This window comes from Roseburia sp. AF12-17LB (assembly GCF_003479605.1).
GTDB lineage: Bacteria > Bacillota > Clostridia > Lachnospirales > Lachnospiraceae > Roseburia_C > Roseburia_C amylophila.
The window spans coordinates 1-11,134 of sequence record NZ_QUHR01000019.1 but is presented as its reverse complement, the minus strand read 5'-3'; the positions used below and the strand labels follow the sequence as shown (position 1 = coordinate 11,134).

The following is an 11,134-nucleotide window of genomic DNA, read 5'->3' as shown; positions in this document are numbered from 1 at the left end:
TATTATTGAATTTTCAAGGTGCATAGGCACATTTTAATGTGCGAAGTTTGAGTAAATTACTTGATATATGTGACATTATGCATGTATATGATAATACAGATACACCACAAAGAATTATTCGTAAGCATAAAGATGAGTTATCAATTTATCCTAATGAATATTGGAGTGAGCAGGATATATTAAATTTATTATAGTTGTGTCATATTAGTTTGAAAGTAAAAGACAAGGAAATTCTGGAAATGTATGAGTGGTGTTATTCATACAATAGATATGTAATATTATCAAGCACAATTCCCAATTTATGGACTTTTCACGTTTCCAAAATGTTAGTAAGAATGTTCTGCGAAAGTAATAGCATATATATACAGATAAGGTTAATGAATGATTACATAGACGATTCTAAAAGATGGAAAAGTTTGACTAGTTATCCTAATTAGTTTAGAAGAAAATAAGTAATTTAATTGTAAGATTATGGAGGGAATGGGAGAAATGTTAAATATACTTATGCCAATGATAGACTATATTCAAAAAATGGATAGTTTAATAGCAGCGTTAGCAACTGGTTTGATTACATTTTTTATTACAAAATATAAATATCATAGAAATATTCCGTTAGATAAACTGGAAATAGCCTATAATAGAATATACTATCCTATTTATTATATAACAAAAAGTAATGCAGATATTCAGCAAAGCATGGATAAATGTAAAAAGTATTTAACTAAATATAGGAAATATGCAGATAAGACTACATTAAGAGCATTTGAAAATTTTGAGGGTGCTAAATTCGATAATATAGCATATAAACAATTTGAAAAAAATATAGACAAAATGAATACGAAGCTAAGAAGACGATTAGGATATTTGGATTCAAATATAATTACGACATATAACTATTTAGGAGTATTTGAAAAAAGTATGTTAAGAATAGTACTTGAAGTAATAGTTATATATATACTAACTTTTATAGTGGGTTATGCAAAAGGAAAATGCGCTCTAATTTTAGCATATGTAGAGTTATCTTTGGTTTTGGTATTGGCAATAGAGGGGATATGTATGATTGGAATAGGAATTGCAATTGGACTTAAAGAATCATTTCTATCTAAAATAAGGAAAAAAGATATATTTAAAGAGTAGCATATAAAAGTTATCGGAAAGTATTTCAATTTTGCAAATAGTCGAAGAATCATTGAAAAACAATTCCAAACAAAGATAAGAATAGTGTAGAGACCTCATCCCTCCCCTTGACACCCATAGTATAATAAGAAGAAAACCAAGGATGAGAGGATGATAATTATGAGGCGTTCCAGACAGATGTCGGAATCAATAGAACTTGGAATCGTGCTGGCGTTGGCTGGAGGATTTATGGATGCATATTCCTATATGTGCAGGGATGAAGTATTTGCTAATGCGCAGACGGGAAATATGTTATTGCTCGGAATCAATTTATCGGAGAGAAACTGGGGAATGGCACTGCGTTATCTGTTTCCGGTGCTGGCATTTGCGGTGGGAATAGCGCTGGCAGATGTAGTACGGGTACATGCAAAAGATAAGAGCCTGTTTCATTGGCGGCAGCTTTCTGTATTATGTGAAGCACTGGTGCTATTTGTGGTATGCTTTTTTCCACAGAGCATGAATCTGGCAGCCAACAGCTTAACATCACTGGCATGTGGAATACAGGTGGAGAGCTTCCGGAAGATACATGGCAATGGAATTGCAACCACGATGTGCATCGGAAACTTAAGAAGCGGGACACAGAACTGGTGTGATTTCCATTATACGAAGAATAAAGAATCCGCGTTTAAAGGAATGCTGTATTATGGCATTATCCTGATGTTTATAATAGGGGCGATTATTGGAAATGCCTTTGTGAAATTATTGGCAGAGAAAGCAATTTTGATATGTGCAGCCGTGTTGTTCATGGCATTCATTATGATGTTTGTAGACAAAGAAAAAGCTTTGGAGCAGTAGTATTACTGCTTCAGAGCTTTTTTGATTGCGGTAAAGCTTTCTTTACTGATAACATGTTCCATTTTGCATGCATCTTCTGTTGCGATTTCCTTTGGTACACCAAGACTTTCTAACCAGGTAGAAAGAAATTCGTGACGTTCATAAATCATTTCTGCAATCTCACGACCGGAATCGGTAAGATAGATGAAACCGGAATCGGTTACCGTAATATGATTCCTTTCTCTTAAATTCTTCATTGCTATGCTGACACTGGATTTTTTAAAGCCAAGTTCATTGGCAATATCTACAGAACGAACCACAGGAAGCTTTTTGCTCAGCATAAGAATAGTCTCAAGATAATTTTCTGCTGATTCATTTGTTGCCATATAACAACACCCCCATTAACGTTTTTTTCCTATAATAATACATGAATTTAGGTAAGTATAACATATTAAGCAGAACATATCAAATCATAAAATGAAGCAAAAAAATGTTTCTTAATGATAAAATTTTCTCAAAAACGTTCTTGACAACTAATGATAGTTAGAATATACTAACCAATGAAATGAGAAAAAATTAACAATAGCACAATAGAAAAGAGGAGAACATGATGCCTTTATCTATGGTAAAAGAAGGAGAGCCGAACGTAATTAAGAAAGTCGGCGGTAAAGAAGAGACAAGAAGATTTCTTGAAAACCTTGGTTTTGTTGCCGGTGGTACAGTAACAGTAGTATCCGAGGTAAATGGAAATATGATTGTAAATGTCAAAGAATCCAGAGTAGCAATTGGAAAAGACATGGCAAATAAGATTATGGTGTAACAGCCAGAAGGAGGAAATTATGAAGACATTAAAAGAAGTAGCCTGCGGTCAGACTGTAAAGGTGAAAAAGCTGTCCGGAGAGGGACCGGTAAAGAGACGTATCATGGACATGGGAATTACCAAGGGCGTGGACGTTTATGTAAGAAAGGTTGCTCCACTGGGTGATCCGGTAGAGGTGACGGTCAGAGGCTATGAGCTTTCTCTTCGTAAAGCAGATGCAGAAATGATTGAAGTAGAATAAATTTTTTTGCATATAGGTTAGTAAATACTAACATAAAGAATGCCAAGCTAACATTGGAACAGTCCGACTAACAAAAGAAACATCGGACTAACAGCATAGAAAGGCTCTATGCAGGAAATTCAAAAATGATAAAAGAAAGAAGAAAAGAGGAGTAAAAAAGATGGCGATTAAAATTGCATTAGCAGGAAATCCCAACAGTGGAAAAACCACATTATTTAATGCTCTGACAGGTTCTAACCAGTTCGTAGGTAACTGGCCGGGCGTAACTGTAGAGAAAAAAGAAGGAAAGTTAAAAGGTCATAAGGATGTAACAATCATGGACTTACCAGGTATCTATTCCTTATCACCATATACACTGGAAGAAGTCGTTGCAAGAAATTATCTGATTAACGATCGGCCGGATGCAATCTTAAATATTGTAGATGGAACTAACATCGAGAGAAACCTTTATCTTTCTACACAGTTAATGGAACTGGGAATTCCGGTTATCATGGCTGTAAACATGATGGACTTGGTAAAGAAATCCGGAGACCAGATACATATCGGCAAGCTTTCTAAGAAATTAGGATGCGAAGTTGTTGAAATTTCTGCATTAAAGGGAACCGGAATTACAGCGGCAGCAGAGAAAGCAATCGAAGCAGCAAAACAGAAAGCAGCAGCTCCGGTACATGAGTTCTCGAAAGAAGCGGAGGACATCATCCGCAAAGCAGAAGAAAAATTAGGAAGTGATATTCCGGAAGAACAGAAACGTTTCTTCGCAATCAAACTTCTTGAGAAAGATGATAAGATTGCAGAGCAGATGAAACAGAAAGCAGATGTATCTGCAGAAATCAAAGAAATGGAAGATGCATTTGATGATGATACCGAAAGTATTATCACAAATGAAAGATATGTATATATTTCAAGCATTATTGGTGAGTGTATTACCAAGAATGGCAAGAAAGCACTTTCTACTTCCGATAAGATTGACCGTATCGTAACAAACCGTTGGCTGGCACTGCCAATCTTCGCAGTAGTTATGTGGGTTGTATATTATGTATCTGTAACAACAGTAGGTTCTATTCTGACAGACTGGACCAATGATACCTTATTTGGTGAGTGGATTATCCCGGCAGCACAGAACTTCTTTGAAAATATCGGATGTGCAGACTGGCTGACAGGTCTTATCGTAGATGGTATTATCTCTGGTGTTGGTGCGGTTCTCGGATTCGTACCTCAGATGCTGGTATTATTTATCTTCCTGGCATTCTTAGAGTCCTGCGGTTATATGGCTCGTGTCGCATTTATCATGGACCGTATCTTCCGTAAATTCGGTCTTTCCGGAAAATCATTTATCCCGATGTTAATCGGTAGTGGTTGTGGAGTTCCTGGAGTTATGGCATCCAGAACCATTGAAAATGACAGAGACCGTAAGATGACAATCATGACAACAACATTTATCCCATGTGGAGCAAAACTTCCAATCATCGCATTAATCGCTGGTGCATTGTTTGATGGAGCTTCATGGGTTGCACCAAGTGCATATTTCGTTGGTATCGCAGCAATCATCTGTTCCGGTATTATCTTAAAGAAAACAAAGATGTTCGCTGGAGATCCGGCACCATTCGTTATGGAGTTACCGGCATATCACTGGCCAACAGTTGGAAACGTATTAAGAAGCATGTGGGAGAGAGGCTGGTCCTTTATTAAGAAGGCTGGTACCATCATCCTCTTATCAACTATCGTAGTCTGGTTCTTAATGAACTTTGGATGGACAGACGGAAGCTTCGGAATGTTAAGCTTTGACGGACTGGAAGGAACCGCGCTGGAAGCTGCTCAGGCAGAATGTATCTTAGCTAAGATTGGTAATGCAGTTGCCTGGATCTTCGCACCTCTTGGATGGGGTAACTGGAAGATGACAGTTGCAGCGATTACCGGATTAATCGCAAAAGAGAACGTAGTAGGAACAATCGGACAGTTATTCGGATTTGCAGAAGTTGCAGAAGACGGAGCAGAAATCTGGGGTAACCTTGCAAGCAGCATGACTGCACTTGCAGCATATTCTTACTTAGTATTCAACTTACTGTGTGCACCATGTTTTGCAGCTATGGGTGCAATCAAACGTGAGATGAACAATACAAAATGGTTCTGGTTCGCAATCGGATATCAGTGTATCCTTGCATATGTTGTATCCTTATGTATCTTCCAGATTGGTTCCTTAATTACAGCAGGAACATTTGGTATTGGAACAGTAGTCGCATTCCTTTTAATCATCGGATTCATTTATCTTTTGTTCCGTCCTTATAAGGAAAGCCAGACATTAAATGTAACAGTAAAAGCAAAATAATCCGCCATAACAGAAAGGAGTGATTACGATGGGTACAGTTATTGTTGGAACTGTAGTTGTAGCAGTCGTTGCACTTATAATTCGAAGCATGGTAAAAGACAAAAAGGCAGGAAAATCACTGCAGTGTGGTGTGAACTGCAAGCACTGTGATGGACATTGCCATTAATCTAGATTGGAGGCAGGCATGACGCAGACGACACAGACCAGAGACAAGATAATCAAGATGCTGAAAGACCGGGGATGCCGGATGACAAAGCAGCGTCGTATTCTTTTGGATATTATCTTAGAAGATAACTGCTCCAGTTGTAAGGAAATTTATTACAGAGCGTCCAAGAAAGACAAAAGCATTGGAACAGCAACCGTATACCGTATGCTCAATGCATTGGAAGAGATTGGCGCAGTTACAAGAAAAAATATAATCGTAGTAAATCTGGATGACAAGGAAGAAGCATAGCCCTCGTATCCGAAAAAATTTAAACAATGTAGACAATGTATAAGAAAAGCCCGGAGCAACCCGGGCTTTTCATGTTGAACTTTTACATAAACTGTGCCATCATATCGCTGGAGTAGACCACGCTGAGAAGAACCACAGCAATGGCAGAAAGGATAATTCCTATGATGGAAGTAATCATTCCGGCAGTAGCCATAGAGTTATTATATGGTTTGGCTTTCTTGGAAAGAATTGCTGCAAAAATGCCTACAATACCAAGCCCAATCAGATAGCCGATGCAGGAAAGTACCAGACTGATGATGCCAAGAACAAGAGATACGATGGAAAGCATCTTAGCTTCGTGTTCATCATCATAAATCGGAATGTTGTTGTAGAGCATCTCTAAGCGGATACGTCTTGATTTGCGCAGCATAACAAACATTGGAATTGCCAGCATGATAAATGACAGGGAATTAATTGCAGAGAAAGTATTGATCTGGGACACAATATTTCCGGCATCGAAAATTCCGGTGGAAAGCAGGCTGGCAAAATCAACAAGGGCATGGAAAATGACAAGCATCCAGAAATTGCGGGTAGATGCATATATCGTACAGAATAAAATACCCATCAGAGCAGCAGAGATAACCTGAATCAGTGCACTTGTAAATTTCACTCCGGAAAGGATATTTACAAAATGCATCAGACCAAAGAGGACGCCGCCTAAAACAATGGCACCGGTAATGCCTTTTCTTGTTTTTGGAAAACTGTTCAGTAACAGATTAAAAATGACACCTCGAAAGACCAGTTCTTCTACCAGTCCAACCAGAAAAATAGCAACTACATAGAAAATAATTTCCAAAGCAGGTCTTACATTTCCCGCTTTTGACATACCGCAAAGATAAATCTGTGCAATAAGGCTGAACAGACAGTAAACCACAAAGAAACCGCCGGTATATAAACTTCTGAGCCAGCCGGCAACATTTTCCGTAAAGATGCGGGTATAACCAATCACAAAGGTTATAATCAGGAAAACAATCAGAATGATAAATTCTGCGATTGCCTGAAGCAGGTAGTCGTTTTGTTCATTTAATCCCGGAATTTTTCCTAAAACAAAGCCAAGTCCCAACAATAACCCGGTAAAAAGAATAACCGCTACAATAGACAGCACAATTCCAACGGGTGTTGACAGATTTTTAAATTTTTCTTTCATTGTAAAATACCTCTCCTTAGTAAATGAATCAAATATGCGTCCATTATAGCATATATTCCCGGAAGTACATAATGAAATGTAAAAGTTATATAATTCGCTTTTGTGAAAATAATATAAATACAATAGTGTGTTTTATCTAAAATGTTAATTGACAGAAAAAAGTAAAATGTTTAAGCTATTAAATGATTGTTGAGTAAACAATGGGAGTGTGGGCTATGAAAATAACACTTACATCTTTTATAGAATAAGGAAGTTCATATATGTCGGAATTCTCCGGCAAGTATCCCAAATAATTTATAAAAAATATTTGGACGATATTCAAAGAGCGTATAAAGGTGTATAAATTCAAGGAAGAAAAATTAAGTAATGCCGAATAAATATATTATTATGTTAACAATTACAACAATTGGAATGATTTTAGCATGTAGAGTGAGAAACTGTGATGAGAGATTTAGGAGAATAGTGATTAATGGGAAAATAAGGAATTTGTTTCTATTTCCAGTAGCAGTTTACAATCAAACGACAATTTTTTCCAGGGTTGTTTGTGTGAGTTATGAAATGCTAATTGGTTTGGCATTATTTTCTATCTATTTGCTTAATGCAAAAGCATCAACTGTATGCTTTTTTTGGGGAGCTTTTCAAATTTTTTTTGCATGTGTGGCTGCGACAGTGGAATGCTTTGCAGAGTGGAAAAAACAAGAAGAAATGAAAGAAAAAATCAAATACTGTATATTATCCATTTGTTTTATGATTGCATCCATTGCTTATTTAGTAATGGAAATTTGTGAATATTTAGAGCCGGTAAACTGAAAAATTGCATGCAGAGAGGTTAGGAGAACAAATGCAAAAGAGCAACTAACATTGTTATTTGTGGGTTTGCTTTTAATAGAAGCGTTTTTGGCAGTGACATTTTCTGTTCAGTTTTTTCAAGATGGATATATTATTCGACATGATGAAATAGTATTTTTTCATAAATTTAAAAAGAATAGAAAAAAATTGACGGAAATAGAATCTGTTGTGATATCGAATGCATACATATATTTTCATGGAACAAATCCAATTAATATGTGGAAAAATGGAAAAATAATTCCTTGTCCATGGTTTACTTTATTTTTTGAAAAAATAGATCCAATGGAGGTGGGGTTATATCCAGATAAAGTGACTTCCATTGAAATAGAGAATAAAATATTTAAATCTAAGCAAAAAGTGGGCTTTATCTACCAGAAAAATGTAATTGATGAAATAATGGAAAAATACACAGGAAATATATATATTACAAAGTCGCTATATCTAAATTTTAAAAATGAAATAGATGAAAGAGCAGCAGCAAAGTCAATACATATTATTTGAATTATGATAAAGGGAGATGTGCAAGGCAGATGCGAGGAATGTTCAATCAGAGAAAATGTTTTAGAGGCTTCAGTTCGAAAAGTTTGGAGTGAATCCGGAAAATATTACTCTGATTCCATTACAAAAGCTATGGTTAAAGGTTTTTGTTCGGGCTCGGTACCATCATTAGGATCAACTATATGGCAAATAGTAACAGATAAAAGGGAGAAAAATGAATGCGTTTATTCATAAAATGTATTATGTTTTCTGTCTGGATGTGGTTTATAGTTAGGTTTTCAGAAAAACCATCAGGCAGAAGAAAAATTTGGATAGATAATTGATTCTTATATGTATTTATTGGTTAAAGTTTCTTTTGGGAGTTCTGTTTTGGGCTGCTGGAATTGGAATATTTGATATGGCAAAAAATGCAGAAGAGAAAAGAGAAAAAATTCTACTGTATTTTAGTTGTTTTTCAGTTTTAGCTTTTGGAATATGGTATGCATTATATTTAATACTGGCGGATTTTATAGGATTATTTTAGACGAGGTGATAGCATGAAATATTTTTTAATTATATTAATAATTTTAGCATTTGTGATAGGAATTTTTGATTTAAAGTTTATGCTTGAATGTAAGAAAGAGCAGAAAAATAATAAAGCAGAAGCATTTATCTATGTAGGGGATAAAAAAATAATATGGATATTTGGAATTCTGTTTTATATAATTAGTGTTTTGGAATGGGTGATTCTGTTATTTTCAATAGAAGTTGCGTCACTATTTCTGTTTCTTTTTTGCTGCTGTATGGTTCAGCTTGGTTTTGCAACATTTTTGTGTCAGCATTTTACATATTCGGCAGTATTTATAAAGAAAAATGAAGTATTTTACTATGCAGAAAGAAAACTAAAAAATATCCCAATCGGGCAAATCACCGGGGTTAGTGCAATGCCGGGAAATGTGGCATATCTGTTTTTTAATGAAAAAAAGGAAAGACTGTTTGAACTTCAAATGAAAAAAGCTAATGCGAGAAAAATGCTGGAATATATCATAGATAGACAGCAGAACAATTAGAACAACGAAAAGGAGCCGGTTGCAATGGGAATCAGGGAAAAGTTACATCTTTTTAAGAATAAAGATAATGCAGTGGAAAATAGTTCCAAAGAAGCAGCAAGAAAGTGTGTATTAAAAGTACAGGATAAGTTCCGCCTTAGAAATACAGATGATATCGTGGTTGTAGGTGAACTGAAGGGAAAAATACAGGTGGGTGATGCTGTCTACATGAGTAATTTTTCGGATGATGATGGAGAAATACTGGTGACAGTAGTGCTCGGAATAGAAGTTGGTCAGGGAAAAGCTGTGCGTGAAGCAGAAAACTGCCGGGTAGGATTGAAACTGGAGCAGGCAGGAACGTATCCGATAAAATGCGGAACAATGGTATATTCAAGAACCACAACAGTTGCAGAAGTACATGATGCCTATATTTCCGGTTTGGGAGATACTTATGTATCGTCAAAACAACTGGTACTTTCACAGAAAGAACTTGATGAATTAAGCATTACAGATTGCTCAGAAATCTGGCGTTTGTATGCGTGGTATAAAACGAAAGTAATTCCGGCAAAGGATGATGCTGAGAAAGAAGAAGTCCGAAAGCGGATTGGTGTAATTGCAAAATCCCTTGTTCAAAAGGTATTGGAAGCATCTGCTATTTATTGCGTATACAGTAAAATCACAGGTGAGCCGGCACTTTTTTCCCAGACGGTAGACCGACAGGATGGCACATATATGTGTACACCACCTGACATCTGGATTCTGACTAAGGCATATAAGGATATATTTAAAGTCAGATTTCCGGAAGAACGGTATGAAATCAGAGAGATTAAAAACGATGATTCCCATAAGGCAATTTACAATTTCCTTGGATACTGTTTTTATATGAATGGTGCCTGTGGAGTCAAAGTGGTAAATGAAAATACGGCAATAGCAGCGCCGGAATTTGTTCCGGAGCCGGACTACAGCAATATACCGGAAATTAGCGTTCCGGTTACTAATCCTGACCTGGTAAGATGGATGCTTCTGATTGCTCAGCTTGGGCAGCCGGTAACAGACGAGCAGAAACTTATTTACAAATTATATTTTAGATTTCTGTCCATAGAAATGACAAAAGCCAGATTTATTATTCCAACTAAAACGTCAGCAGATTTTCCGGAGCCGGATGAAAATGGCAAAACGGTACTGAAAAAGGATATGCAGATTTCACTTCCGACCATAGAAGGAAAGCATAATAATGCAGCGGTCAGAATGTATACGGACTGGAAGCGGCTGCAGGATGCTATGGGAGATGGCTGGAAAGGAATGGTACAGTCGATAGAAGGAATCATCGACCAGTTTGACTGTGCCATCAATCTGACGGAGCATGAGAAAGCCGGCTGCTATGTAGACAAGGAAATGTTCCGGGAAATGCAGTCCTTTGAAAAAGATTTCCAACAAAATAATTGACAAGAAATGACAAAGAGAGTAATCTATTAACAGAAAAAGTAATTTGATGAATGGGAGTATGAGTTATAAGTGATAGCTAGTACAAATATCACATAATTCAGATATGTTGGAATTCTCCAATAGTAATCCCCATTTAAGACTAGTTAGTGTATGCAGGTAAGGAAATCTATAGGCCTAGAATAAGGAAAGCTTTTATTTGCATATCAAAAAAGGTTGTTCAAAAAAATTATACATAAATATCAACTTATTGATATAGAGAGAAATCTTTATGTAGAGTTATTATTTGGTGGATAATAGGAGATTATCCATCGTTTTTGATGGTGATTCATATCCTGT

At 36.3% G+C, this 11,134-nt stretch carries 14 protein-coding genes; 12 read left to right on the top strand and 2 right to left on the bottom strand.

Annotation, left to right across the window (positions count from 1 at the left end; translation table 11 throughout):
* Positions 1–480: 480 nt before the first annotated feature.
* Together DWV68_RS13880 and DWV68_RS13875 are read left to right on the top strand one after the other, a co-directional pair.
* Positions 481–1,137, top strand: a complete 657-nt coding sequence (locus DWV68_RS13880) for a hypothetical protein (protein WP_147404544.1) — start codon at positions 481–483, stop codon at positions 1,135–1,137.
* A 159-nt stretch (positions 1,138–1,296) separates the two neighbouring features.
* The gene (locus DWV68_RS13875; protein ID WP_118057172.1) at positions 1,297–1,971 is read left to right on the top strand and encodes a YoaK family protein; all 675 of its coding nucleotides are present in this window, start codon (positions 1,297–1,299) and stop codon (positions 1,969–1,971) included.
* Between the two features lie 2 nt (positions 1,972–1,973).
* On the opposite strand, the gene DWV68_RS13870 is transcribed toward DWV68_RS13875, so the two are convergent.
* The gene (locus DWV68_RS13870) at positions 1,974–2,336 is read right to left on the bottom strand and encodes a metal-dependent transcriptional regulator (RefSeq protein WP_118666075.1); all 363 of its coding nucleotides are present in this window, start codon (positions 2,334–2,336) and stop codon (positions 1,974–1,976) included.
* A 221-nt stretch (positions 2,337–2,557) separates the two neighbouring features.
* Here DWV68_RS13870 and DWV68_RS13865 point away from each other — a divergent pair, with 221 nt between their 5' ends.
* The 5 genes from DWV68_RS13865 (at position 2,558) to DWV68_RS13845 (ending at position 5,791) form a co-directional block, all read left to right on the top strand.
* Positions 2,558–2,770, top strand: coding sequence for a FeoA family protein (locus DWV68_RS13865; protein WP_117699278.1), 213 nt, complete (start codon positions 2,558–2,560; stop codon positions 2,768–2,770).
* Between the two features lie 19 nt (positions 2,771–2,789).
* The gene (locus DWV68_RS13860; RefSeq protein ID WP_022242378.1) at positions 2,790–3,011 is read left to right on the top strand and encodes a FeoA family protein; all 222 of its coding nucleotides are present in this window, start codon (positions 2,790–2,792) and stop codon (positions 3,009–3,011) included.
* Between the two features lie 160 nt (positions 3,012–3,171).
* A complete protein-coding gene (gene feoB / locus DWV68_RS13855; RefSeq protein WP_118666073.1) occupies positions 3,172–5,337 on the top strand; it encodes a ferrous iron transport protein B in 2,166 nt (721 codons plus the stop codon).
* Between the two features lie 28 nt (positions 5,338–5,365).
* Positions 5,366–5,503: a FeoB-associated Cys-rich membrane protein gene (locus tag DWV68_RS13850; RefSeq protein ID WP_117699280.1), complete on the top strand. Its 138-nt coding sequence runs from the start codon at positions 5,366–5,368 to the stop codon at positions 5,501–5,503.
* A gap of 18 nt (positions 5,504–5,521) precedes the next feature.
* On the top strand, positions 5,522–5,791 hold the full coding sequence (locus DWV68_RS13845; RefSeq protein WP_118639536.1) for a Fur family transcriptional regulator: 270 nt from the start codon (positions 5,522–5,524) through the stop codon (positions 5,789–5,791).
* An 82-nt stretch (positions 5,792–5,873) separates the two neighbouring features.
* On the opposite strand, the gene DWV68_RS13840 is transcribed toward DWV68_RS13845, so the two are convergent.
* Positions 5,874–6,977, bottom strand: coding sequence for a CPBP family glutamic-type intramembrane protease (locus DWV68_RS13840; RefSeq protein WP_118666071.1), 1,104 nt, complete (start codon positions 6,975–6,977; stop codon positions 5,874–5,876).
* Between the two features lie 366 nt (positions 6,978–7,343).
* Between DWV68_RS13840 and DWV68_RS13835 the strand changes: the two genes are divergently transcribed.
* The 5 genes from DWV68_RS13835 (at position 7,344) to DWV68_RS13815 (ending at position 10,798) form a co-directional block, all read left to right on the top strand.
* Positions 7,344–7,787: a hypothetical protein gene (locus DWV68_RS13835; RefSeq protein WP_118666069.1), complete on the top strand. Its 444-nt coding sequence runs from the start codon at positions 7,344–7,346 to the stop codon at positions 7,785–7,787.
* 51 nt (positions 7,788–7,838) lie between these two features.
* The gene (locus DWV68_RS13830; RefSeq protein WP_147404543.1) at positions 7,839–8,327 is read left to right on the top strand and encodes a hypothetical protein; all 489 of its coding nucleotides are present in this window, start codon (positions 7,839–7,841) and stop codon (positions 8,325–8,327) included.
* Positions 8,328–8,721: 394 nt separating this feature from the next.
* A complete protein-coding gene (locus DWV68_RS14930) occupies positions 8,722–8,847 on the top strand; it encodes a hypothetical protein (RefSeq protein ID WP_279222415.1) in 126 nt (41 codons plus the stop codon).
* Between the two features lie 13 nt (positions 8,848–8,860).
* Entirely contained in the window at positions 8,861–9,373 is a 513-nt protein-coding gene (locus DWV68_RS13820; RefSeq protein ID WP_118666063.1) for a hypothetical protein, read from the top strand.
* A 24-nt stretch (positions 9,374–9,397) separates the two neighbouring features.
* Positions 9,398–10,798 (top strand): hypothetical protein, encoded by a 1,401-nt coding sequence (locus DWV68_RS13815; RefSeq protein WP_118666061.1) that lies wholly within the window; start codon positions 9,398–9,400, stop codon positions 10,796–10,798.
* The last annotated feature ends 336 nt before the right edge of the window (positions 10,799–11,134 follow it).